This window comes from Actinomadura macrotermitis, from assembly GCF_009604375.1.
Classification (GTDB): Bacteria; Actinomycetota; Actinomycetes; order Streptosporangiales; family Streptosporangiaceae; genus Spirillospora; species Spirillospora macrotermitis.
The window spans coordinates 944,105-966,626 of record NZ_WEGH01000001.1 but is presented as its reverse complement, the minus strand read 5'-3'; the positions used below and the strand labels follow the sequence as shown (position 1 = coordinate 966,626).

At 74.3% G+C, this 22,522-nt stretch carries 24 protein-coding genes; 17 read left to right on the top strand and 7 right to left on the bottom strand.

Going from position 1 to position 22,522, the window contains the following annotated elements:
• Positions 1-149: 149 nt before the first annotated feature.
• From ACRB68_RS04425 to truB, 4 genes are read left to right on the top strand one after another with little or no spacing between them, the layout of a single operon-like run.
• Complete coding sequence (locus ACRB68_RS04425; protein WP_153532277.1) at positions 150-446, top strand: DUF503 domain-containing protein; 297 nt, start codon at positions 150-152, stop codon at positions 444-446.
• A gap of 33 nt (positions 447-479) precedes the next feature.
• A complete protein-coding gene (gene rbfA, locus ACRB68_RS04420) occupies positions 480-962 on the top strand; it encodes a 30S ribosome-binding factor RbfA (protein WP_153530933.1) in 483 nt (160 codons plus the stop codon).
• A complete protein-coding gene (locus ACRB68_RS04415; RefSeq protein WP_328593741.1) occupies positions 959-2,074 on the top strand; it encodes a DHH family phosphoesterase in 1,116 nt (371 codons plus the stop codon). The genes rbfA and ACRB68_RS04415 overlap by 4 nt, the downstream gene beginning before the upstream one ends.
• Positions 2,071-2,940 carry a tRNA pseudouridine(55) synthase TruB gene (gene truB / locus ACRB68_RS04410; protein ID WP_194293282.1) on the top strand — a complete coding sequence of 290 codons (870 nt, stop codon included), beginning with the start codon at positions 2,071-2,073 and terminating at the stop codon, positions 2,938-2,940. The genes ACRB68_RS04415 and truB overlap by 4 nt, the downstream gene beginning before the upstream one ends.
• A gap of 16 nt (positions 2,941-2,956) precedes the next feature.
• On the opposite strand, the gene ACRB68_RS04405 is transcribed toward truB, so the two are convergent.
• Positions 2,957-3,901: an endonuclease/exonuclease/phosphatase family protein gene (locus ACRB68_RS04405; RefSeq protein ID WP_153530932.1), complete on the bottom strand. Its 945-nt coding sequence runs from the start codon at positions 3,899-3,901 to the stop codon at positions 2,957-2,959.
• A gap of 184 nt (positions 3,902-4,085) precedes the next feature.
• Between ACRB68_RS04405 and ACRB68_RS04400 the strand changes: the two genes are divergently transcribed.
• The 8 genes from ACRB68_RS04400 (at position 4,086) to ACRB68_RS04365 (ending at position 12,206) form a co-directional block, all read left to right on the top strand.
• Positions 4,086-5,030: a bifunctional riboflavin kinase/FAD synthetase gene (locus ACRB68_RS04400; protein WP_153530931.1), complete on the top strand. Its 945-nt coding sequence runs from the start codon at positions 4,086-4,088 to the stop codon at positions 5,028-5,030.
• A 199-nt stretch (positions 5,031-5,229) separates the two neighbouring features.
• A complete protein-coding gene (rpsO, locus tag ACRB68_RS04395) occupies positions 5,230-5,499 on the top strand; it encodes a 30S ribosomal protein S15 (protein WP_161101743.1) in 270 nt (89 codons plus the stop codon).
• Positions 5,500-5,760: 261 nt separating this feature from the next.
• The gene (locus ACRB68_RS04390; protein WP_328594070.1) at positions 5,761-8,082 is read left to right on the top strand and encodes a polyribonucleotide nucleotidyltransferase; all 2,322 of its coding nucleotides are present in this window, start codon (positions 5,761-5,763) and stop codon (positions 8,080-8,082) included.
• A 106-nt stretch (positions 8,083-8,188) separates the two neighbouring features.
• The gene (locus ACRB68_RS04385) at positions 8,189-9,514 is read left to right on the top strand and encodes a M16 family metallopeptidase (RefSeq protein WP_328593740.1); all 1,326 of its coding nucleotides are present in this window, start codon (positions 8,189-8,191) and stop codon (positions 9,512-9,514) included.
• 46 nt (positions 9,515-9,560) lie between these two features.
• Complete coding sequence (locus ACRB68_RS04380; protein WP_153530928.1) at positions 9,561-9,935, top strand: phage holin family protein; 375 nt, start codon at positions 9,561-9,563, stop codon at positions 9,933-9,935.
• Between the two features lie 60 nt (positions 9,936-9,995).
• Entirely contained in the window at positions 9,996-10,736 is a 741-nt protein-coding gene (gene dapB, locus ACRB68_RS04375) for a 4-hydroxy-tetrahydrodipicolinate reductase (RefSeq protein WP_328593739.1), read from the top strand.
• Complete coding sequence (locus ACRB68_RS04370; RefSeq protein ID WP_328593738.1) at positions 10,733-11,332, top strand: transglutaminase-like domain-containing protein; 600 nt, start codon at positions 10,733-10,735, stop codon at positions 11,330-11,332. Before dapB ends, ACRB68_RS04370 begins: the two co-directional genes overlap by 4 nt.
• Positions 11,333-11,357: 25 nt before the next feature.
• Positions 11,358-12,206: an SCO6745 family protein gene (locus ACRB68_RS04365; RefSeq protein ID WP_153530927.1), complete on the top strand. Its 849-nt coding sequence runs from the start codon at positions 11,358-11,360 to the stop codon at positions 12,204-12,206.
• 4 nt (positions 12,207-12,210) lie between these two features.
• On the opposite strand, the gene modA is transcribed toward ACRB68_RS04365, so the two are convergent.
• The gene (gene modA, locus ACRB68_RS04360; RefSeq protein ID WP_153530926.1) at positions 12,211-12,993 is read right to left on the bottom strand and encodes a molybdate ABC transporter substrate-binding protein; all 783 of its coding nucleotides are present in this window, start codon (positions 12,991-12,993) and stop codon (positions 12,211-12,213) included.
• 82 nt (positions 12,994-13,075) lie between these two features.
• Between modA and ACRB68_RS04355 the strand changes: the two genes are divergently transcribed.
• Entirely contained in the window at positions 13,076-13,762 is a 687-nt protein-coding gene (locus ACRB68_RS04355; protein ID WP_153530925.1) for a uracil-DNA glycosylase, read from the top strand.
• An 89-nt stretch (positions 13,763-13,851) separates the two neighbouring features.
• Positions 13,852-14,838, top strand: a complete 987-nt coding sequence (locus ACRB68_RS04350) for a hypothetical protein (RefSeq protein ID WP_153530924.1) — start codon at positions 13,852-13,854, stop codon at positions 14,836-14,838.
• Here the strand turns inward: ACRB68_RS04350 and ACRB68_RS04345 are convergent.
• The 4 genes from ACRB68_RS04345 to ACRB68_RS04330 are packed head-to-tail and all read right to left on the bottom strand — an operon-like array spanning position 14,802 to position 18,532.
• Positions 14,802-15,668: a 1,4-dihydroxy-2-naphthoate polyprenyltransferase gene (locus ACRB68_RS04345; protein ID WP_328593737.1), complete on the bottom strand. Its 867-nt coding sequence runs from the start codon at positions 15,666-15,668 to the stop codon at positions 14,802-14,804. The two genes, ACRB68_RS04350 and ACRB68_RS04345, sit on opposite strands and share 37 nt — an antisense overlap.
• A gap of 35 nt (positions 15,669-15,703) precedes the next feature.
• Positions 15,704-17,347 (bottom strand): MFS transporter, encoded by a 1,644-nt coding sequence (locus ACRB68_RS04340; RefSeq protein ID WP_328593736.1) that lies wholly within the window; start codon positions 17,345-17,347, stop codon positions 15,704-15,706.
• Between the two features lie 50 nt (positions 17,348-17,397).
• Positions 17,398-17,964 carry a GNAT family N-acetyltransferase gene (locus ACRB68_RS04335; protein WP_153530923.1) on the bottom strand — a complete coding sequence of 189 codons (567 nt, stop codon included), beginning with the start codon at positions 17,962-17,964 and terminating at the stop codon, positions 17,398-17,400.
• Positions 17,965-18,001: 37 nt separating this feature from the next.
• Entirely contained in the window at positions 18,002-18,532 is a 531-nt protein-coding gene (locus tag ACRB68_RS04330) for a CGNR zinc finger domain-containing protein (protein ID WP_153530922.1), read from the bottom strand.
• A gap of 124 nt (positions 18,533-18,656) precedes the next feature.
• Between ACRB68_RS04330 and ACRB68_RS04325 the strand changes: the two genes are divergently transcribed.
• On the top strand, positions 18,657-19,022 hold the full coding sequence (locus ACRB68_RS04325) for a VOC family protein (protein WP_153530921.1): 366 nt from the start codon (positions 18,657-18,659) through the stop codon (positions 19,020-19,022).
• Positions 19,023-19,054: 32 nt separating this feature from the next.
• Here ACRB68_RS04325 and ACRB68_RS04320 read toward each other — a convergent pair whose 3' ends face one another.
• Positions 19,055-20,452: an aminotransferase-like domain-containing protein gene (locus ACRB68_RS04320; RefSeq protein ID WP_153530920.1), complete on the bottom strand. Its 1,398-nt coding sequence runs from the start codon at positions 20,450-20,452 to the stop codon at positions 19,055-19,057.
• Here ACRB68_RS04320 and ACRB68_RS04315 point away from each other — a divergent pair.
• Both ACRB68_RS04315 and ACRB68_RS04310 read left to right on the top strand, forming a co-directional pair.
• The gene (locus ACRB68_RS04315; RefSeq protein WP_153530919.1) at positions 20,451-21,410 is read left to right on the top strand and encodes a DMT family transporter; all 960 of its coding nucleotides are present in this window, start codon (positions 20,451-20,453) and stop codon (positions 21,408-21,410) included. The two genes, ACRB68_RS04320 and ACRB68_RS04315, sit on opposite strands and share 2 nt — an antisense overlap.
• Before the next feature lie 67 nt (positions 21,411-21,477).
• Positions 21,478-22,506 (top strand): glycoside hydrolase family 18 protein, encoded by a 1,029-nt coding sequence (locus ACRB68_RS04310; RefSeq protein WP_235958732.1) that lies wholly within the window; start codon positions 21,478-21,480, stop codon positions 22,504-22,506.
• Positions 22,507-22,522 lie beyond the last annotated feature (16 nt).

Sequence of the window (22,522 nt, the reverse complement as noted above, 5' to 3'; positions counted from 1 at the left end):
CTTCTAACCTGGCGTCATGTCCCGTTCCCGGGGGAACACCCCAACGCCAAGGCGTGTCGCAGGCCCCGCGCGCCTTGGCCCCCCCGCCGGGGGAACACCCTGTCGCCCCGGGGCCGTTCAACCCCTAAACGAAGACCGAGGTGATCGACCTGTTCGTCGGCGCGCTGACACTGGACCTGCTGCTGGGCGACGTGCACTCGCTCAAGCAGAAGCGGGCCGTGGTCCGCCCCGTCATCGCCGAGGTGCAGAAGCACTTCCCGGCGGTCGCGGTGGCCGAGACCGGGGACAACGATCTGCACCGCAGGGCGCAGATCGGCGTGGCGGTGGTGTCGGCGACCGCCGCCAACTGCACCCACGTGCTGGAGCGGTGCGAGCGGCTGGTGGCCGGTCGACCGGAGATCGAGCTGCTGTCCGCGCGGCAGCGGCTCTTCAACGACGAGGACTAGCGCCTCGCGAGAACGATAGAGAAGGAGTGCGTCATGGTGGACGCTGCCCGGGCTCGCAAGCTCGCCGACCGCATCCAGCAGATCGTCGCCGAGATGCTGGAGCGCCGGATCAAGGACCCCAGGCTCGGCTTCGTGACCGTGACCGACACCCGCATCACCAACGACCTGCGGGACGCCACCGTCTACTACACGGTGTACGGGTCGGAGGCCGAGCGTGTGGAGAGCGCCGCGGCGCTGGAGAGCGCCAAGGGCGTGATCCGCTCGGAGGTCGGGCGTAAGACCGGGGTGCGGCACACCCCCTCGCTGACCTTCGTGCTGGACGAGGTGATGGAGAACGTGGCGCACATCGACGACCTGCTCGCCAAGGCCCGCGCGCAGGACGCCGCGGTCGCCAAGGCGGCGCAGGGCGCCGCGCCCGCCGGGGACGCCAACCCCTACCGCGTCGACGACGAGGACGACGACGCGGCCGACGACGGCGACGACGACGAGGACGCCGCCGGGTCCCGGTCCTCGTGACGGGGCGGTACCCGGCCGGCGCCCCGCCCCGCGGCGCCGGCCGTGCCCCGGGCCCCGTCCCCGCCGGTGACCCCGCCGGCGGGGAGGCGCGCTGGACCGGCCTGGACTGGGACCGGGCGGTGCGCCTGATCGGCGCGGCCGACGAGGTCTGCCTGGCCTGCCACGTCGTCCCCGACGGCGACGCGCTCGGCTCGATGCTGGCGCTCGCCGAGGCCCTGCGCGGCCTCGGCAAGCGCTGCCTGGCCTCGTTCGGCGAGCCGTTCACCGTCCCGGCGAGCCTGCGCTTCCTGCCCGGCCAGGAGATGCTGGTCGAGCCGGGCCGGCTGCCCGCCGCGCCGGGGCTGATGATCGTGCTGGACTGCGCGGGCCCGGACCGGCTCGGCTCGCTGGCCGGGCCGGCCGCCGCGGCGGCCGCGCTGATCGTGGTGGACCACCACGCGTCCGGCGCCGAGTTCGGCACGGTGCGCCTGGTCGACGGGCAGGCGGCGGCGACGGCGGTGCTGGTGGACGAGCTGATCCGCCGCCTCGGCGTGCCGCTCACCGGCACCATTGCGCAGGGCCTGTACGCCGGGCTGGCCAGCGACACCGGCTCGTTCAAGTACCCCTGCACCACCCCGCAGGTGCACGACCTGGCGGGGCGGCTGCTGGAGGTCGGGGTGCGGCCCGAGGCGGTCAGCCGCGAGCTGTGGGACCGCGCGCCGTTCGGCTACCTGCAGGTGCTGGCCGGGGCGCTGTCGCGGGCCCGGCTGGAGCGCGACGCGGCGGGCGGCCACGGCCTGGTGTGGACGACGATCGGCCGCGCCGACCGGGTCGCCCGCGACGTCCCCTACGACCAGCTGGAGGGCGTCATCGACCAGCTGCGCCGCACCGACGAGGCCGAGGTCGCCGTCGTGCTGAAGGAGACCGACGAGGGCGAGTGGTACGTGTCCACCCGGTCCAAGGGCGAGGTGGACGTCGGCCGCGCCTGCGCCGGGCTCGGCGGCGGCGGGCACGCCGGCGCCGCCGCGTTCACCACCGGCGGCGAGCCGGACGACATCATCGACCGGCTGCGCGCCGCGCTGCGGCAGGCCGGCCGCGAGCCGAACACCCGACACCCGGAGCAGGATCTGTGAACTCAGGACTCGTCATCGTGGACAAGCCCGCCGACTGGACGTCCCACGACGTGGTGGCGAAGATGCGGCGCCTCGCCGGGACGCGCCGCGTCGGGCACGCGGGCACGCTCGACCCGATGGCGACCGGCGTGCTGGTGATCGGGGTGGAGAAGGCGACCCGGCTGCTCGGCCATCTGGCGCTGACCGAGAAGGGGTACGACGCCACGATCCGGCTCGGGCAGTCCACCAACACCGACGACGCCGAGGGCGAGATCACCGCGTCCGCGTCCGCCGCCGGGGTGACCGACGAGGCGCTGGCCGCCGGGATCGCGAAGCTGACCGGCCCGATCATGCAGACGCCGCCGCAGGTCAGCGCGATCAAGGTGAACGGGGAGCGGGCCTACAAGTCGGCCCGCAAGGGCGAGCAGGTCGAGCTGAAGGAGCGCCCGGTCACGGTGCCGGAGTTCACCGTCACCGCGGTGCGCCGGCACGGCGACCTGGTCGACGTGGACGCCTCGATCGCCTGCTCGTCGGGCACCTACATCCGCGCGCTCGCCCGCGACCTCGGCGCCGATCTCGGCTGCGGCGGGCACCTGACGTACCTGCGCCGCACCCGCGTCGGCCCCTACGACCTCACCATGGCGCGCACGCTGGAGCAGCTCGCCGAGGAGATGGCGATCCTGCCGATCGGCGACGCGGTCGCGGCGGCGTTCCCGCGCCGCGACGTGACCGAGGAGGACGCCCGCAAGGTCATGCACGGCGGGCGGCTGCCCGCGGCCGGCCTCGGGCCGGGCCCCATCGGGGTGTTCGCGCCCGACGGGACCCTGCTGTCGCTGGTGGAGGAGCAGGGCAAGGTCGCCAAGCCGCTCGCGGTCTTCGTGTCCTGACCCGGCCCGGAGACCCTCAGAACCGGAAGTCGGCGCGTACGGCCCGGTGGTCGCTGCCGGGCGTGCGGACGGCCGCGGCGTGCACCGGCCGCAGGCCCCGGTACAGGATGTGGTCGGGCCGCGTCACCGGGAACGAGGCCGGCCAGGTGAACCCGAGGCCGGTCCCGGCGGCCCGCTGCGCCTCGCGCAGGCCGGGCACGAGCGCGCCGAGCTTGCGGTCGGTGGCCGCGGTGTTGAGGTCGCCGAGCAGCAGGACGCGCCCGGACCGGTCGGCGCGCACGGCCGCGGCGAGGTGGTCCATCGTGATGTCGCGCTTGCGGGTCTGGCCGGGGCGGGCCGAGCCGAGGTGCGCCACGTACACGGTGAGCGGCCCGCGCGGGGTGGTGAGGGTGGCGCGGAGCGCGCGCGGCCAGCCGATGTCCAGGTCCACGATCCGGGCGCCGGAGACGGGGAAGCGGCTCCACAGCCCGACCGTCCCCTTCACCACGTGGTGCGGGTAGGCGGCGTCCAGCTTCCGCGTGGCGGCGCCCTGGCGCATCTCCTCCAGGGCGAGCACGTCGGGCCGGTCGGCGAGCAGCCGCGCCGTGGTGGCCGCCGGTTCGGTGTTGCCCGCGTACATGTTCTGGCTCATCGCGCGCAGGTCGTAGGGGCCGCTCCCCGACGGCACGAACGCGGTGCCGAACAGCGCGGCCCAGACGGCGGCGGCCGCGGCCGTGGCGCCGAGGCCCGTCCAGGCGCGGCGCACCAGGGCGATCAGGGCGAGCGGGAGCAGCGGCAGGCCGAGCCAGGGGAGCGCGGTGTCCAGCAGGGTCCCCGCCTCGCCGGGCACGAGCCGGTGCCCGGCCAGCAGCGCCGCGACCGGCAGGGCGAGCAGGGCGACGGCCACGCCCCGGGGCCGGGCGCGGCCGGGGCCGGCGCCCGGGCGGCCCCGCCCCGTGCGGACCTCGGTCTGTGCGGTCATCGGCCCGACGCTACCGGTGCCCGGGCGGTGCCCGCTCCCGGGCGTCCGCCGCCGGCGGGCTACCGGCGAGTAGACTCCGGGTGGCCGGGCGCGGCGCGCGCGGGCCGACCCCTCGGTCGGCGCACATCGCCGCGCATGGCACCCTAGGACGACACACACCGGCAAGGTCCGACGCAGGGAGAGCATGGTGCGGCGCTGGCACGGCCTTGAAGAGGTCCCCGCGGACTGGGGCAGATCGGTCGTCACCATCGGCGTGTTCGACGGCGTGCACCGCGGCCACCAGCGCATCGTGCGCGCCGCCGCGGACCAGGCGGCCGAACGTGGGCTGCGCTCGGTCGTCATCACCTTCGACCCGCATCCCGACGAGGTGGTCCGCCCCGGCACCCACCCGCCGCTGCTGACCAGCACCCGCCGCCGCATCGAGCTGCTGGAGGGCCTCGGCACCGACGCCGTCGTGGTGGTGCCGTTCACGCTGGAGCTGTCCAAGGTGCCGCCGGACGAGTTCGTCCGCTCGGTGCTGGCCGACCGGCTGCACGCGGCGCACGTGATCGTCGGCGAGGACTTCCGGTTCGGCCACAAGGCCAAGGGCGACGTGGCGCTGCTGAAGGAGCTCGGCGGCAAGTACGACTTCACCGCCGAGGGCATGCCGCTGGTCGCCGACGGCGACACCATCTCCTCCACCTACATCCGCGGCCGGCTCGACGCCGGCGCGGTCGAGGACGCCGCCACGGCGCTCGGCCGCCCGCACCGGGTGGAGGGCGTGGTGGTGCGCGGGCACCAGCGCGGCCGCGCGCTCGGCTTCCCGACCGCGAACCTGGAGACGCTGCCGCACACCGCGATCCCGGCCGACGGGGTGTACGCGGGCCGACTGGTCTGCGACTCCGACCGCTACCCCGGCTTCAGCTGGCCCGCCGCGATCTCCATCGGCACCAACCCGACCTTCGAGGGTCCGGGGGAGCGGACCGTCGAGGCGTACGCGCTGGACCGTGACGATCTGGACCTGTACGGCGAGCACATGGCGGTCGACTTCACGGACCGCATCCGCGACACGCTGAAGTTCGACTCGATCGAGGCGCTCATCGAGGAGATGCACCGGGACGTGGCCCGGGCCCGCGAGCTGCTCGGCTGACGCCCCCACCCCATGATCACGGTGCGTGCCGCTCCGTGACCGCGGGACTTTCGGGCATGGTACGGTGAATAGTCGCCGGGCAAACGCCCGGTCTGGCAGGCTGCACCCTCATGCGGCCCGCCGTATTTGCCTACGCACCATGCGGACCCAGAGCCTGCGGGCCGGGATCTGCGGGTGACGACCCTGCTGAAGGAGCCACGTGTCGCTCGACACCGCCACCAAGAACAAGATCATCGCTGAGTACGCGACCACTGAGGGTGACACCGGTTCGCCGGAGGTCCAGGTCGCGCTCCTGACCCGGCGGATCAACGATCTGACCGAGCACCTCAAGGAGCACAAGCACGACCACCACAGCCGCCGCGGCCTGCTGCTGCTGGTCGGCCGTCGTCGCCGGCTCCTGAAGTACCTGTCCAACAAGGACATCAACCGCTACCGCGCGCTCATCGAGCGCCTCGGGCTGCGGCGCTAGTACGCGGGGGAGCGGCCCATCGGGGCCGCTCCCCGCTGCGTTCTCCGGCCCCCGGTCACCCCTGACCGCGCGCGGCCGGTCAACTGAAGAACCCGACCGACCCCCGCGGACACCGTTGGTGCGGCCGGTCCTCGGTAGTGGCTCCCGGATCCGGGCGGATCCGGCTGCTTCGATCGAAGACCGGCACTGCGAGAAAGCCACGGGAAACGGCCGCGGGGGACACACCCGAACCTGGAGGTTCCCGTGACTGATGCCCCGCGCATCGACGGTGCGCACAGCACCGAAGCAGTGATCGACAACGGCTCGTTCGGCACCCGGACGATCCGCTTCGAGACGGGCCGGCTGGCCCGCCAGGCGGCCGGCTCGGCCGTCGCCTACCTCGACGACGAGACGATGGTGCTGTCGGCCACCACCGCCTCCAAGAAGCCCAAGGACAACCTGGACTTCTTCCCCCTCACCGTGGACGTCGAGGAGCGGATGTACGCCGCCGGGCGCATCCCCGGCTCGTTCTTCCGCCGCGAGGGCCGTCCCTCCGAGGACGCCATCCTCACCTGCCGCCTGATCGACCGCCCGCTGCGCCCGTCCTTCACCAAGGGCCTGCGCAACGAGATCCAGGTCGTCGAGACGATCATGGCGCTGCACCCCGACCACCTGTACGACGTGGTCGCCATCAACGCCGCCTCGATGTCCACCCAGCTGGCCGGGCTGCCCTTCTCGGGCCCGATCGGCGGCGTGCGCGTGGCGCTGATCGACGGCCAGTGGATCGGCTTCCCGACCCACCCCGAGCTCGAGCGCGCCACCTTCGACATGGTGGTGGCCGGCCGGGTGCTGGCCGACGGCGACGTCGCGATCATGATGGTCGAGGCCGAGTCGACCCGCGACACCCTGCGGCTGGTCGCCGAGGGCGCGGTCGCGCCGACCGAGGAGACCATCGCCGAGGGCCTGGAGGCGGCCAAGCCGTTCATCAAGGTCCTGTGCAAGGCGCAGTCGGACCTGGCCGCCGTCGCGGCCAAGCCGACCGCCGAGTACCCGGTCTTCCTGGACTACCAGGACGACGTGCTGGAGGCCGTCACCGCCGCCGTCTCCACCGAGCTGGCCGAGGCGCTGACCATCGCCGGCAAGCAGGAGCGCGAGGGCCGGCTGGACGAGCTGAAGGCCGGCGTGCTGGACAAGCTCGGCGCCGACTTCGAGGGCCGCGAGAAGGAGATCTCCGGCGCCTTCAAGGCCGTCACCAAGAAGCTCATCCGCGAGCGGGTCATCCGCGACGGCGTGCGCATCGACGGCCGCGGCCCGAAGGACATCCGCCAGCTGACCGCCGAGGCGCACGTGGTGCCGCGGGTGCACGGCTCGGCGCTGTTCGAGCGGGGCGAGACCCAGATCCTCGGCGTGACCACGCTGAACATGCTCCGCATGGAGCAGATGATCGACACGCTGAACCCCGAGCGCACCAAGCGCTACATGCACAACTACAACTTCCCGCCCTACTCCACCGGTGAGACCGGCCGCGTCGGTTCGCCGAAGCGCCGCGAGATCGGCCACGGCGCGCTCGCCGAGCGCGCCCTGATCCCGGTGCTGCCGACCCGCGAGGAGTTCCCCTACGCGATCCGGCAGGTGTCGGAGGCGCTCGGCTCCAACGGCTCCACCTCGATGGGCTCGGTCTGCGCGTCCACCATGTCGCTGCTGGACGCGGGCGTGCCGCTGAAGCAGATGGTGGCCGGCATCGCCATGGGCCTCATCCACGAGGGCGGCGAGTACGTCACGCTGACCGACATCCTGGGCGCCGAGGACGCGTTCGGCGACATGGACTTCAAGGTCGCCGGCACCCGCGACGTCATCACCGCGCTGCAGCTGGACACCAAGCTCGACGGCATCCCCGCCTCGGTGCTGGCCGCCGCGCTGCGGCAGGCCAAGGGCGCCCGGCTGGCGATCCTGGACGTGATGGGCGAGGCGATCGAGGCCCCGGCCGAGATGAGCCTGCTCGCGCCGCGGATCATCACCATCAAGGTCCCGGTCGACAAGATCGGCGAGGTCATCGGCCCGAAGGGCAAGATGATCAACTCGATCCAGGACGAGACCGGCGCCGACATCACCATCGAGGACGACGGCACCATCTACGTCGGCGCCACCGACGGCACGTCCGCCGAGGCCGCGCGGCAGGCGATCAACGCGATCGCCAACCCGCACATGCCCGAGATCGGCGAGCGCTACCTCGGCACCGTGGTCAAGACGACCACGTTCGGCGCGTTCGTGTCGCTGCTGCCCGGCAAGGACGGCCTGCTGCACGTCTCGCAGATCCGCAAGCTGCACGGCGGCGCCCGGATCGAGAACGTCGAGGACGTCATCAGCGTCGGCTCCAAGATCCAGGTCGAGGTCACCGAGATCGACCAGCGCGGCAAGCTGTCGCTGGTCCCGGTCGAGGTCGTGGACCGCGAGGCCGCGGAGAAGGCGGACAAGGGCGAGGCCGGCGGCGACGACACCGCCGCCGCCGAGGCCCCGGCCGCCGAGGGCGACGGCGAGGAGCGGCGCGCGCCGCGCCGCCGCCGGACCCGCCGTCCCGGCGAGGACAGCGGCCGCAACTCCTGACCGCCGCCCCGCAGTTTCAAAACTGGCGTTCGACACCGGCCGGCCCGCCCTTCCCGGGCGGGCCGGCCGGCCCGTCTCTTCCACCGACCGTGATTGCGAGTCCTCCGTGACCCTCCCCGCCCGGGCGCAGGAGCCCGGTACCACGCACACCATCCACCCCGGCACCGACGGCGCCGGCGTCGTCCGCCGCACCGTGCTGCCGGGCGGGCTCCGGGTGATCACCGAGACGATGCCGACGGTGCGCTCGGCGGCGTTCGGCATCTGGGCGGGCGTCGGGTCGCGCGACGAGTCGCCGGCCGACGCGGGCGCCAGCCACTACCTGGAGCACGTGCTGTTCAAGGGCACCGAGCGGCGCACCGCGCTGCAGATCTCGGCGGCGATGGACGCGGTCGGCGGCGACCTGAACGCCTTCACCGCCAAGGAGTACACCTGCTACTACGCGCGGGTGCTGGACTCGGACCTGCCGCTCGCGGTGGACGTGGTGTCGGACATGGTGGCCGACTCGCTGAACCTGCCCGAGGACGTCGAGGCCGAGCGCGGGGTGATCCTCGAAGAGATCCACATGCGCGACGACGACCCGAGCGACCTGGTGCACGACGAGTTCTCCCTCGCGCTGTACGGCGACGTCCCGATCGGCCGCCCGATCCTGGGCACGATCGAGTCGATCAACGCGCTGACCCGGGACCGGGTGCACGGCTACTACCGCGAGCACTACCGGCCGCCGAACCTGGTGGTGTCGGCCGCCGGCAACGTCGACCACGACGAGGTCGTCCGGCTGACGCAGCAGGCGTTCGCGGCGCACCTGACCGGCGACGACCGGCCCGCCGCGCCCCGGCTCGGCGGCGAGACCTGGCCGGGCACGCCGACGGTGCGGGTGCTGGACAAGGACACCGAGCAGGCGCACATCGTGCTCGGCGGCCTCGGCGTGGCGCGCACCGACGACCGCCGCTTCGCGCTCGGGGTGCTGAACGCCGCGCTCGGCGGGGGCATGTCGTCGCGGCTGTTCCAGGAGATCCGGGAGAAGCGCGGCCTGGCGTACTCGGTGTACAGCTACACCGCCCAGTACGCCGACACCGGCACGTTCGGCGTCTACGCGGGCTGCCAGCCCGGCAAGGCCGACGAGGTGCTGCAGATCTGCCGCGAGGAGATCGCCCGCGCCGCCGAGGACGGCCTCACCGCCGAGGAGCTGGAGCGCGGCAAGGGCCAGCTGCGCGGCGGCATGGTGCTCGGCCTGGAGGACACCGGCTCGCGGATGAGCCGCATCGGCAAGAGCGAGCTCGTCTACGAGTCGCTGCTGGCGGTGGACGACCTGCTCGCCCGGATCGAGGCCGTCACCCTGGACGACGTCCTGGCGGTCGCGCAGGACGTGCTGACGCAGCCGCAGGCGCTCACGGTCATCGGCCCGTTCGGCGACCGCGACTTCTCGCTCTAGGCGCCTGATCCGTTACACGAGGTGACGGCTCGGGTAGAGGCCGGGCATGAAGATCCTCATCCGGGTCGTCATCTCCGCGGTCGCCCTGTGGGCGGCGACCGCGCTCGTCGACGGCATCTCCGTGACCGCCGGCAGCTGGGGGAAGCGCGCGCTGACCCTGCTCGCCGTGGCGGTCATCTTCGGCATCGTCAACGCGGTGCTCAAACCGATCATCAAGGTCTTCGGGTGCGCGTTCTACGTGCTGACCCTCGGCCTGTTCGCCCTGGTCGTCAACGCCGCGCTGCTGATGCTGACCAGCTGGCTGGCGGACAAGATGAACCTGCCGTTCCACGTGGAGTGGTTCTGGCCGGCCTTCTGGGGCGCGATCATCATCGGGGTGGTGAGCTGGCTGCTCAACCTGTTCGTCGGCGACGAGGACTGAGGCACGGGCGGCGATCACCCCCGCGATAGGCTCGTCCGCGAGCCGAACCTGGAGGAGAACGTGATCAAAGTCGGGGTGCTGGGCGCGCGGGGCCGGATGGGCGCCGAGGTGTGCCGGGCCGTCGAGGGCGCCGCGGACATGGAGCTGGTCGCGGCCGTCGACCAGGGCGACGACCTGGCGGCGCTGACCGGCGCCGAGGCCGTGGTCGACTTCACCAACCCCGGCGTGGTCATGGACAACCTGCGCTGGTGCGTCGAGCACGGCCTGCACGCCGTCGTCGGCACCAGCGGCTTCGACCCGGCCCGGCTGGACACCGTGCGCGGCTGGCAGGCGGCGAACCCCGGCGGCAACGTGCTGATCGCGCCGAACTTCGGCGTCGGCGCGGTGCTGATGATGCACTTCGCGCAGAAGGCCGCGCCGTTCTTCGACTCGGTCGAGGTGGTGGAGACCCACCACCCGAACAAGCTGGACGCGCCGAGCGGCACCGCCTACCGCACCGCCGAGCTGATCGCGGCCGCCCGCGCCGAGGCGGGCACCGGGCCGTCCCCGGACGCGACCACCACCGAGCTGGACGGCGCCCGCGGCACCGACGTCGGGGGCGTGCGGGTGCACGCGATCCGGATGGCGGGCGCGATCGCGCACCAGGAGGTCATCCTCGGCGGGCACGGCGAGATCTTCACGCTCCGGCACGACTCGATGAACCGCGAGTCGTTCATGCCGGGCGTGCTGCTCGGCGTCCGCAAGGTCGCCGATCTGCCCGACCGGCTCACGGTCGGCATCGAGTCGCTGCTCGGCCTGTGAGCGCGCCGCGGCTCGTGCTGGAGTTCGACGCCGAGCCCTGGGACTACCTCGCCGCCGACGAGGCGATCGACGTCGAGCACCCGCTCGTCCAGTCGGTCGCCGCCGCGCTGCGCGAGGGCGACGACGTCGCCTACGCCCGCGCGGCCTTCGAGTACGTCCGCGACGAGGTGGGGCACTGCATGGACGTGTGCGACCGCCGCGTCACCTGGCGGGCCTCGGACGTCCTGGAGCAGAAGACGGGCTTCTGCTACGCCAAGTCCCACGCCTACACCGCCCTGCTGCGCGCGGGCGGCGTCCAGGCGGGCCTGTGCTACCAGCGGCTCCGCTCGGGCGACGGCTTCTTCGTGCACGGCCTGGTCGCGGCCCTGATCGATGACCGCTGGGTCCGGCTCGACCCGCGCGGCAACAAGCCCGGCATCGACGTGCACTTCTCGGCCGACGAGGACCGGCTGGCCTACGTGCCCGACCCGGCGGCGGGGGAGGTCGACTACCCGACGGTGCACGCGTTCCCGCACCCGGCCGTCCTGGAGGCCCTGCAGACCCACACCGATGCCCTGGCGATGGTCGAAAAGGGACAACTCCCCTCGGCCCTGTAGGCCGGTCGCCTGAGAGGATGCGGGCATGGACGCTTCCTATGCCCGGACCCTGTGGACGGCGATCGAGCCGATCCACGTCGTCACCTACTTCTCGCCCGAGTCGATCGCCGCCAACAAGGCCGTCGGCCTGCGCGGGTACTGGATGGGCTACTTCGGCAGCCGCGGCGCCCCGATGGGCGCGGTGGCGCCCGGCGTGATCACCGCGACGTTCCACGGCTTCCACCCCGGCCGGGTCCGGCGCGCGATCCCGGACGCGTGGGCGTTCGCCGCCCCCGAGTCCATCCTGGAGGCCCGCGCCGAGGGCGCCGCGATGGCGCTGCGCCGGATGACGGATGCCGCCGAGCAGGTGGCCGAGCGGGCGACGCCGCAGCTGGCGCGGGTGGTGGAGGCCGCCGACGCGACCGGCCGGCCGCTGTTCGCCGCCAACCGGGAGGTGGCGGCGCCCGCCGACCCGGTCGCCGCGCTCTGGCAGGCGACCACGTCCCTGCGCGAGCACCGGGGCGACGGGCACGTCGCCGTCCTGACCGCCGAGGGGCTGGACGGCCCGCAGGCCAACCTGCTCGCCGCCGCGGTCAAGGGCACGCCCGCGCAGTGGCTGCAGGAGAGCCGTGGCTGGTCCGGCGAGGAGTGGGACGCGGCCAAGGACGCCCTCGTCGAGCGCGGCCTGCTGGACGCCGAAGGCGAGGCCACCGAGCAGGGACGCGCCCTGCGCGACGAGATCGAGGAGCGCACCGACCGCCTGGCCGCCCCGCCCTACCGGGTCCTGGACGACCCCGCGGGCCTGTACGCGGCGCTGAAGCCGCTGGCGCAGGCCGTCGCCGACTCCGGCGACCTGCCCTTCCCCAACCCGATCGGCCTGCCCCGTCTGGCCTGAGGGCTCACCGCTGCGGTGCGACCGGCGTGGCGAACCCGCACCGGTTGAACAGCCGGGCCGCCTCGGGGGAGGCCAGCCACGCCACGAACGCCTTGGCCTCGTCCTCGTGCGCGGTGTCCTTCACCACCGACGCCGGATAGGTCGCGGTGACGTTCTGCTCGGCCGGGATCGCGACGCTGGCCGCCGCCGCGCCCGCCGAGCGCAGGTCGGTGATGTAGACCAGGCCGGCGTCGGCCTCGCCCGCGCGGACCCGGTCCAGCACCGCGCGGGCGCTGATCTCCTCCGACGACCAGTGCACCCCGAGCCCCGCCTTGGCGAAGACCTGCCGGGTGTAGCGGCCGACCGGGACGGCCGCCGCGCCGACCGCGATCCGCAGGCCGGGGCGGGCCAGGCTCGCCAGGCCCCGGATCCGCTGCGGGTTGCCGGGCTGCACCGCGATCGTCAGCGAGTTGTGCGCGACGACCCGGCGGCGCCCGGTCAGGTAGTCGGCGGCCTTGTCCATGGCCGCGTCGTCGGCGGTCACCAGCACGTCGGCGCGCTGCCGGTCGGCGAGCCGGTCCGCCATCTCCTGCGAGCCGCCGAACTCGGCGCGCACCCGCACCCGCGGATGGGACCGGCCGTAGGCGGCGCCGAGCTCGCCCATCGCCTCGGTCAGCGACGAGGCGGCCAGCACGGTCAGCGTCACGGGCGCGGGGGAGCCGCCGCAGCCCTGCGCGGACGCGCCGAGGCCGAGCAGGACGAGCACGGCGGACGCGACGCCGCGCCGCCACCGGGGGGAGTCGGGCATATGACGTCATCTTAGGGTCGGGACCTTTTCGGACCGGTGATTCGGGCCTGGCGTGTCAGTGCCATTGACTAGGGTTTCCCGCATGGCCCTCGACCTGATGGAGCTGCTCCCCGCCGACTGGCGGGAACGGCTCGAACCTCTTCTCGACCCGTCCGCCACCGCCGCTCTCGGCGACTTCGTCGCCCGGGAGTACGCGGAGCAGACGGTGTACCCGCCGCAGGAGGATCTGTTCAACGCCTTCCGGCACTGCCCGTACGACAAGGCCCGGGTGCTGATCCTCGGCCAGGACCCCTACCACGGGCCGGGGCAGGCGCACGGGCTGAGCTTCAGCGTGCGCGAGGGCGTGCGCATCCCGCCGTCGCTGCGCAACATCTACAAGGAGATGGCGGCCGACCTGGAGACGCCGGTCAACCCGAGCGGCGACCTCACCCCGTGGGCCGACCAGGGCGTGCTGCTGCTGAACGCGGTGCTGACGGTCCGCGCCGGCGACGCCGGGTCGCACGCGAACAAGGGCTGGGAGGACTTCACCGACGCCGCGATCCGGGCGCTGAACGACAAGTCCGACCGGGTGGTGTTCGTGCTGTGGGGCGCCTACGCGCGCAAGAAGGCCCGGCTGATCACCGGGGTCCAGCACACCGTGATCGAGTCGGCGCACCCGAGCCCGCTGAGCGCCAAGAAGTTCTTCGGCACCAAGCCGTTCAGCGCGGTCAACAAGGCCCTCGCCGACGCCGGCGAGCCCGAGATCGACTGGTCGACCGCGGCGGAGTGACCCCTACGGACCGCCTCCCCCGCGCGGGGGAGGCGGTTCACCGGCCGGCGGGAGGTGCCTTGGCGGGCGCCCGCGCGAGCCTTGGCGGCATGACCACGACCGTCTTCACCCCGCTCGGGAGCGCCGGGCCCGGCCGGTTCCGCGTCGCCGTCTGCGCGGCGACGATCGCCGCCTGCGTGCCCTACCTCGTCCTGAAGATCGCCTGGCTGTCGGGTTCCACGGTCGGCTGGAACGACGCCGCGGCCGCGCGCGGCTCCGCGCTCGCGGTCGGCAACGCGGTCACGATGGGCATGGACGCCGTCGCCGTCGGCGCCGCGCTCGCCTTCACCTTCGCCTGGGGGCGGCGCCTGCCGGCCTGGCTGGTGGTCGTGCCGATCTGGTTCGGCACCGGCCTGCTCGCCCCGATCGTCCTCGGCGTGCCGCTCGGCACGGTGCTGCAGGCGCTGATCGACGGGACGGCCCCGGTGCGCGGCTCGGCCGGCGGCCTGCAGGGCTGGGTGTACGCCATGGTCTACGGCGGCTTCACCTGCCAGGGCCTCGGCCTGCTGACGGCGTTCGTGCCGTACGCCCGCCTCCGCTGGGCGGACGTCTTCGCCCTGCGCACCGCCGACGTCCCCCGGGGCGCGACCCACGCCGTGCAGGCCTTCCTCGCGCACGCGGCCGCCGTGCCCACCCTGGCCTACGCCGCGCTGCAGCTCGTGTGGGCCTGTGGCGGCACAGCGGGGCAGCCGGCGGGCGAGGGCATGAACATCACCCAGCGGACCGTGGCGGGCGCCTACGGCCTGCTGGCCCTCGCCGGCGCCGCCGGGCTGCTGGCGATCGTGCACCGCCGGGGCGGCCGGCTGTACGTCCCGGTCCTGGCCGCCTGGACCGGGGCGGGCGCCACGTTCGCCTGGTCGCTGTACATGCTGATCATCACGGTCGGGACGCCGGACTTCCTGGACGCCCGGTCCACCCCGCTCACCGGCCTGGCGCTGCTGTGCGGCGTGCTCGGCGGCCTGGTCACCGGCCTGGCCGGGGCGTTCTTCCTGGCCGAGCGTCAGAGCGCGAGGCCGACGGCCAGCAGCACCCCGTAGGCGATCTGCAGCCGGGCCGTCTCGCCCAGCACCGGGATGAGGAACGGGCCGTTCGCGCCCTGCAGCACCTTCTGCGTGGGCGGCACCGACAGCGGCGCCGCCAGCAGCGCGAGCAGCGCCCACGGGTGCACGGCGGCGAGCGCGAGCACGAACATGAACGGCAGCGCGGTGCAGGCCGCGTACAGGATGCGCGTCCACCGGTCGCCGAGCACCACCGCGAGGGTGCGCTTGCCCGCGACCCGGTCGGTCGGGATGTCGCGCAGGTTGTTGACCACCAGCAGCCCGCAGGCGAGCAGGCCGATCGGCACCGCCGCCGCCCACGCCACCCCCGGGACGCGCTCGACCTGCACGTACACGGTGCCGACGACCGCGACCAGGCCGAAGAACACGAACACCGAGATCTCGCCGAGCGCCCGGTAGCCGTAGGGGGTCTTGCCGCCGGTGTAGAACCAGGCGGCGACGATCGCGAGCGCGCCGACCAGCAGCAGCCACCACGAGGTGACCGCGGCCAGCACCAGGCCCGCCACCGCGGCGAGCGCGAACGAGCCGAGCGCGGCGGCGAGCACCTGCTTGGGCCGGGCCACCTTGGACCCGACCAGCCGGAGCGGCCCGACGCGCTCCTCGTCGGTGCCGCGCACGCCGTCGCTGTAGTCGTTGGAGAAGTTCACGCCGATCTGCAGGACGAGCGCGACGAACGCGGCGAGCAGGGCGCGCCACCAGACCGCGTGGTCCGCGCCGATCGCGACGCCGGTGCCGACGACGACCGGCACGAGCGAGGTGGGCAGGGTGCGGGGCCGGGATCCGGCGACCCATTGGGAAAGCGTGGCCACTGGTTACCGTTCGTTCTCTGGGGCGACAGGGAGCTCTAGCGCTTCGATTCTTCCGGACGGCGATCACTGCTCGGGCGCGGGGCGGCCGGGCGGAGCCGCAGCGACAGCACCAGCCCGCCGGCGAGGATCGCCGCGATGACGAGCGCGCCGCGCCGGGTGGCGACCGCGAGGCTCTCGTCGGCGGCGTGGGCCTCGGCGGCCCGGCCCGGCGCGGTGTGCAGCTCGCGGGCGTAGGTCCCGGCGCTCTCGCGCAGCTCGTGCGCGACGGCGGCGCTCCGCTCGGGCGGCAGCCCGGCGTCCGCCAGCCGGCCCGCCATGGTGTGCCCGAGGCTGGTGGCGAACACCGTCCCGATCAGCGCGATGCCGAGCGCCGCGCCGACCTGCCGGGCGGTGGACTGGGTGCCGGACGCCTGCCCGGCCTGCGCGGGCGGCACGTCGGCCAGCGACACGTTGGTGAGCTGCGCCGAGGTGAGGCCGAGGCCGACGCCGTAAACGAGCATCCAGGGCGCGACGCCGAAGCCGGTGGTGGTCGCCGACACCGCGAAGGCGAGGCCGAGGACGGCCAGCACCTCCAGCACCATGCCGATCTGCACGACCCGGTGCGCGCCGCGCTTGGCGGCGAGCCTGCCGGCGTACCCGCCGGACAGGAACGCGCCGACCGCCAGCGGCAGGATCGCGACGCTGATCTGGATCGGGGACGTGCCGTGCACGCCGAGCAGGAACAGCGGCAGCACGAACACCAGGCCGAGCTCGCCGACGTTGATCAGCGCGGAGGCCAGGTTGCCGTGCCGGAAGTTAGGGATGCGGAACAGCGCCAGGTCGAGCATGACCGCCTTGCCCGCCGCCGCGCGCGCCCGCTCCACCACCACCAGCGCGGCGACGAGCAGCACCCCGATGGCCAGGATGACCGGCACCGGGGACAGCCCGGCGATCGACTGCGCGCGGGTCGGCGCCCACCACCCGTAGGTCTGGCCCTCGATCAGCCCGCACACGAGCATGCCGAGGCCGAGGGCCGACAGCACCGCGCCGGCCCAGTCGATCCCGCGCGGCCCGCCCGCCCCGGCCTGCCGGGTCTCGGGCAGCAGCGCCAGCGCCGCGGCGATGAGCAGCGCGCCGAGCGGCAGGTTGATCCCGAACGCCCAGCGCCAGCCGCCGCCGGTCGCGACCGCGCCGCCGAGCAGCGGGCCGAGCGCGGCCATGCCGCTGATCATCGCGCCCCAGACGCCGAACGCCGCCGCCCGCTCCCGCCCGGTGAACATGCCGTTCAGGGTGGACAGCGCGGCCGGCAGCACCATCGAGGCGCCGACGCCCTGCAGGGCGCGCGCGCCGATCAGGGACGTGCTGCCCTGCGCGGCCGCGACGCCGAGGCTGGCGAGGGTGAACACCGCCGCGCCGAGGACGAACATGCGGCGGCGGCCGAACAGGTCGCCGGCCCGGCCGAACGGGATGAGCAGCGCGGCGAACACCAGCGAGTAGACCGAGGTGGCCCACTCGGCGTCGGTGGTGGTGAGGTCCAGCCCCGTGACGATCCGCGGGAGCAGCACGCCGACGATGGTGGCGTCCACGATGATCAGCGAGACGCCGAGGCTGATGACGACCACGGCGAGCCAGCGGCGCCGGCCGGACGCGGCGGCCGCCGCGCGGGCGTGCGGCGGCGTCAGAGAGGTGGTCTCGGGCACGTCCTCAACAGTAGGCCCGGGTGGCCGATGCCCCTCACCGGCCCCGCCCTTCAGCTCCCGGCGTCCCCCGTGGTGATGCCCGTGGTGATATCGGTGTGCAGCCGGATCTGCCGAACCGGCTCGCCCATGTCCAGGTCGCGCGCGGTGCCGTCCGGCGCCCACCCCGCCGTCCCGAGGAACCCGCGCAGCACCCGGTCGCCCTCGAACGCCCAGGTGACCAACGTCTCGGTGCCGTCCTCGCGCAGCAGGTCGACGGTGGCCGCGAGCAGCCGGCTGCCGTGCCCGGCGCGGGTGTGCAGCGGGTCGACCAGCAGGGTCAGCAGCTCGGCGGTGACGGCCGGGTCGTCGCCGGGGTCCTCGGCCGGGCCGTGCGCGGCGAACCCGACCACCAGGTCGTTGGCGACCGCGACCAGCAGCCGGTGCCGGGGGCTCGGCGGGGCGGCGACCGCCTCGGTCCAGCGCTCCCGCCACGCGGCGCGGGCGTCGTCGCTGGTCACCTGCTCCAGCGCGGCGGCGGGCAGCAGGTCGCGGTAGCCCTGCCGCCAGGCCCGCACCTGGATGTCGGCGACGGCGGCGGCGTCCGCGCGCCGGGCGGGCCGTACGCCTGCATCGGCCATGGCCTCCCACGTCCTCTCCTAGGGGTGGGCACCCACCCTAGGTCTTCTGGCGGGCGCGGTAGGCGCGGGTCTTGGTGCGGTTGCCGCAGACCCGCATGGAGCACCAGGTGCGGGAGCGGTTCTTGGAGGTGTCCAGGAACGCCCAGGCGCAGGTGCCCTCCTGGCAGACCTTCAGGCGCGGCCAGCTCCCGTCGGCGGCGGAGTCCACGATGGCGGCGGCGATCCGGGCCAGCCCGGCGCCCGCCCCGGTGGCGAGCGGCGCCAGCGCGGGGCGCTCGCCGGTCAGCACGACGCGCAGCGGCAGGGCGGCGAGGGCCTCGGCCAGGCCGGCGGGCAGCTCGGCGGGCGCGGGCCCGTGGTGCCCGAGCATCGCGGCGCGCAGTCCTTCGCGCAGCGTCACCGCGCGGGCCAGGTCGCCGGCCGCCGCCGTGGTCCCGGCGGGGACGAGCCCGCGCCCGGCCAGCCAGTCGGCCAGTCGGCCGGGTGTGGCGATCTCGTCGGCGGCGACCTCGACGTCGAGCGTGTTCACGAAGTCGCGCAGCAGCAGTGCCGCCTCGGTCTCGATCATCGACTCTCCCGCCCTCACCTGCACCTTACCAAGCTGACACCGGTATTCCGTGTTGGCCGGTTGCGCGCCGGAGAACACCGGCGTTACGGTTTAGCCGGTGTCGAAACCGAGGGAAGGGAACCCGATGACGACCGCACCGCCCAAGCTCAACGGCGTCGTGTTCGACTGCGCGGACCTGGAGGTGATGGCCGCCTTCTGGGGCGGGCTGCTCGGGATGAAGGTCACCTCCCGCGAGGAGGACTGGCTCGACCTGGAGCCCCTGCACCCGGGCGGGGCGACGCTGTCCTTCCAGCGGGTCCCCGAGGGCAAGAAGAGCAAGAACCGGCTCCACCTGGACTTCGACGTCCTCGACGTCCGCGCGGCGGGGGAGCGGGCGCGCGAGCTCGGCGCCACGCCGCTGGGCGAGCCGATGGGCAACAACCCGGACAAGCCCTTCCAGGTCTGGCGCGACCCCGAGGGCAACGAGTTCTGCCTCTGCACCGCCTCCTGACCAGGCGGCCGGTGGTTCAGACGGCCGGTGGTTCAGGCGGCTCGCCGGATCAGGGGCGCGAGCCGCCGCACGCCCTCGGCGAGCTCGGCCTCGGACGCCGCGTTGCCGTAGCTGATCCGCAGGTGCGGCGCCGGGGGCTCGGCGGGGAAGAACATGCGGCCCGCGCTGACCAGCACCCCGGCGCGCAGGGCCGCCTCGGCGAGCGCCACGTCGTCGGTGCCGTCCGGCAGCCGGGCCCACAGGTGCATGCCGCCCGCCGGGCGGGACACGCCCAGCTCCGGCAGCTCCCGCGCGAGCGCGTCCCGCAGGGCGTCGCGCCGCGACTTCAGCGCGGTGCGCACCGTCCGCAGGTGCCGCGGCCAGGCCGGGGAGCTGACCAGCTCCAGCACGGTCTCCTGGAGCGGCCGGGCCGGGAAGAAGTCGGTCACCAGCTGGGTGGCGCGGATCCGCTCGCCCACCGGGCCGCGCGCGATCACCGCGGCCAGCCGCAGGCTCGGCGCGGTGACCTTGGTGAGCGAGGCGATGTGCACCACCCGGCCGTCGCCGTCCAGCGCGGCGAGCGGCGGCGGGACGGGCTCGATGGCCAGGTGGCGGGCGAAGTCGTCCTCGATCACGAACGCCCCGGCGGCGCGCGCGACCGCCAGCACCCGGGCCCGCCGCTCGGCGCCCATCAGCGCGCCGGTGGGGTTGTGGAAGGTCGGCTGGCAGCACACCACGCGGGCGCCGGTCATCGCGAACGCCTCGGCGAGCAGGTCGGGCCGCAGCCCCTCCTGGTCGATCGGGACCGGCACCGGCTGCAGCCCGCAGGCCCGCGCGATCGCCAGCACGCCGAGGTAGGTCGGCGACTCCACCAGCAGCGGTGATCCCGGCGGTAGCAGTGCGGTGAGCACCGTGGTCAGCGACTGCTGGCCGCCGCCGGTGAGCACCACGTCGGCGGGGCCGGCCGCGCCCCCGGCCGTGCGGGCGAACCAGGTGCGCAGCTCGGCGAGCCCGCTGAGCGGCGGCAGGTCCCAGGCGTCCGGGCGCCGCGCGGCGCGCGCCGCCGCCCCGGCGAGCGCCTGCCGGGGCTGCAGCGAGGGGTGCAGGTAGCCGCCGCTCAGCGCGATCGTGCCCTCGGGCGGCGGGGTGAGCAGCCAGGACACCCCGCTCGCGTCCACCGCGCGGTGGCCGAGCGCGACCGCCTGCCAGCCGAGGTCGGCGGGCTCGGGCGCGGGCGCGGGCCGCTCGGCGGCGAACGCGCCGGCGCCGGGCCGGGTCACCACCAGGCCCTCGGCGGCCAGCAGCCCGAGCGCCCGGGTCACCGTGACCGGGCTGACCTTGTGCCGCTCCATCAGCGCCCGGCTGGACGGCAGCCGCTCGCCGGGCCGCATCCGGTGCACCTCGGCCCGCAGCCTGTCGGCGAGAGACCCCGCACTGCTATCCTGATGCATGAGAGATAACAGTAGCGCTACTGCAGTCCGGACGGTAGCGCGCGGCGGCCTCGGGCTCGCCGCGCTCGGTGTGCTGATCTACTCCTTCACCTTCATCGGCACCGTCTACGCGCTGGAGGGGCTGAACCCCTACCTGATCGGCATCGGCCGCGCCGCCGCCGTGGTGCCGTTCGCCGCGCTCGCGCTCGCGGCCGTCCGCGCCCCGCTGCCGCGCCGGGACCAGTGGCCCGGCCTGCTGGTCGCGTCCGCCGGGGTGATCTTCGGATTCCCGCTGCTGACCACGCTCGCCCTGGACCGGGGCGCCTCGGCGGCGCACTCGGCCGTCGTCATCGGCCTGCTGCCCGCCGCCACCGCCGTCTGCGCGGTGCTGCGCGCCGGCGAGCGCCCCTCGCGCATGTTCTGGCTCGCCGCCGCCGCGGGCGCCGTCTGCGTCACCGGCTACGTGCTGGTCCGCGGCGGCGGCCGCTTCTCCACCGCCGACGGGCTGCTGGTCGGCGCGCTGCTCGCCGCCGCCGCCGGCTACACCGAGGGCGGCCGGCTCGCCCGCGCGATGCCCGGCTGGCAGGTGATCTCCTGGACGCTGCTGCTCTCCGCGCCGGTCACCGTCCCGGTCACGCTCTGGCTGCTGGCCACCACCGGGCCGCAGTGGACGGCCCGCAGCACCGCGGGCTTCGCCTACGTCGCGCTGTTCTCGGCGTTCCTCGGCTTCTTCGCCTGGTACGAGGGCCTGGCCCGGGCCGGCATCGCCCGCGCCAGCCAGGTGCAGCTCGCCCAGCCGCTGCTCACCCTCGCCTGGTCGGCGATGCTGCTCGGCGAGCACGTCGACGCCGGCACCGCGCTCGCCGCCGTCGGCGTGCTGGTCTGCGTCGCGCTCACCCAGCGCACGCGGGTCCGCGGCCCGGTCGCGCCCCTGGTCCCCGTCGCGAAAGAGACGAAGGAGCGCGTCCCGGCGCCGTGATCCGCGAGGCCGGACATCCCTCCGCCGGCGGACGCCGGGCCGCCCGGCCATGCACGATCATTGCCGGATGATGCGGAGAGCTTTGCGATGGACGGGCTGGGCGGCGGCGTACCTGGCCGGCCTGGTGGCGCTGGTCTTCGCCGGGTCCTGGGTGTGGTGGCAGCAGCCGCCGTCCGCGCGGGGGACCGGCACGAACGCGCTGTGGGCGCGGCACCAGTGGGTCGGGGAGCCGCACACCGAGGCCGAGTACCGCGACCTCGGCGCGCTGCTGAAGCGCAACCGCATCACCGACGTGTTCTTCCACGCCGGTCCGTTCGAGGCGGACGGCACCGTGCCGCCCGCCAAGTACCGCAACGCCGCCAAGCTGATCGAGGCGGTGCGCCGGCACGCGCCGGGCGTGCGCGCCCAGGCCTACCTCGGGCAGATCAGGACCGTGGACGGCGTCGGCGTCACCGACCTGGACGATCCGGCGGTGCGCGAGCGGGTGCTGGCCACCGACAAGATCTTCCTTGACCTCGGCTTCGCCGGCATCCACTACGACTTCGAGCCGGTCTACCCCGACGACCGGGCGTACCTGACGCTGCTGGACCGCACCCGCGAGCTCACCAGGGCGCGCGGGCGGCTGCTGTCGGTGGCGGTGGAGCAGCCGACCCTGGTGGACGCCGCCCAGCCCGTCTACAAGGCGCTGATCCCGCGCACCGGCACGGTGCACTACCCGCCCCGCCCGACCGAGGACTTCCTGCGCGCGCTCGCCGACCGCGCCGACCAGGTCGCGATCATGACCTACGACGTGTCGCTGCCCACCAGGTCGCTGGTCGGCCTGCACTTCGCCGCGCACACCGAGCGGACGCTGCGGCTCATCGGCGACCGCACCACGGTGTTCATGGGGGTGCCCACCTACCGGCCGCTGATGGACTGGGCCGAGGACCTGCCCGGCGCGCTGCGCGGGGTGCGGCGCGGGGTGGACGCGCTGGACCGCCCGCCGGTCCGTCCCTACGGCGTCGGGATCTATGCCGACTGGACCACCGATTCGGCTGATTGGCAGCGATACCGGGCAAATTGGCTACCGCCGGGGTCAGATTACTTTGGCCGTTAGGAAACCCCCCGTGTAA

Bases quoted from the DNA above. Each gene is read 5' to 3' on its own strand.
- rbfA (WP_153530933.1), top strand. From the start codon at position 480: ATGGTGGACGCTGCCCGGGCTCGCAAGCTCGCCGACCGCATCCAGCAG.
- ACRB68_RS04405 (WP_153530932.1), bottom strand. From the start codon at position 3,901: ATGACCGCACAGACCGAGGTCCGCACGGGGCGGGGCCGCCCGGGCGCC.
- ACRB68_RS04400 (WP_153530931.1), top strand. From the start codon at position 4,086: ATGGTGCGGCGCTGGCACGGCCTTGAAGAGGTCCCCGCGGACTGGGGC.
- ACRB68_RS04380 (WP_153530928.1), top strand. From the start codon at position 9,561: ATGAAGATCCTCATCCGGGTCGTCATCTCCGCGGTCGCCCTGTGGGCG.
- ACRB68_RS04365 (WP_153530927.1), top strand. From the start codon at position 11,358: ATGGACGCTTCCTATGCCCGGACCCTGTGGACGGCGATCGAGCCGATC.
- modA (WP_153530926.1), bottom strand. From the start codon at position 12,993: ATGCCCGACTCCCCCCGGTGGCGGCGCGGCGTCGCGTCCGCCGTGCTC.
- ACRB68_RS04355 (WP_153530925.1), top strand. From the start codon at position 13,076: ATGGCCCTCGACCTGATGGAGCTGCTCCCCGCCGACTGGCGGGAACGG.
- ACRB68_RS04350 (WP_153530924.1), top strand. From the start codon at position 13,852: ATGACCACGACCGTCTTCACCCCGCTCGGGAGCGCCGGGCCCGGCCGG.
- ACRB68_RS04335 (WP_153530923.1), bottom strand. From the start codon at position 17,964: ATGGCCGATGCAGGCGTACGGCCCGCCCGGCGCGCGGACGCCGCCGCC.
- ACRB68_RS04330 (WP_153530922.1), bottom strand. From the start codon at position 18,532: ATGATCGAGACCGAGGCGGCACTGCTGCTGCGCGACTTCGTGAACACG.
- ACRB68_RS04325 (WP_153530921.1), top strand. From the start codon at position 18,657: ATGACGACCGCACCGCCCAAGCTCAACGGCGTCGTGTTCGACTGCGCG.
- ACRB68_RS04315 (WP_153530919.1), top strand. From the start codon at position 20,451: ATGAGAGATAACAGTAGCGCTACTGCAGTCCGGACGGTAGCGCGCGGC.
- ACRB68_RS04320 (WP_153530920.1), bottom strand. From the start codon at position 20,452: ATGCATCAGGATAGCAGTGCGGGGTCTCTCGCCGACAGGCTGCGGGCC.
- ACRB68_RS04310 (WP_235958732.1), top strand. From the start codon at position 21,478: ATGATGCGGAGAGCTTTGCGATGGACGGGCTGGGCGGCGGCGTACCTG.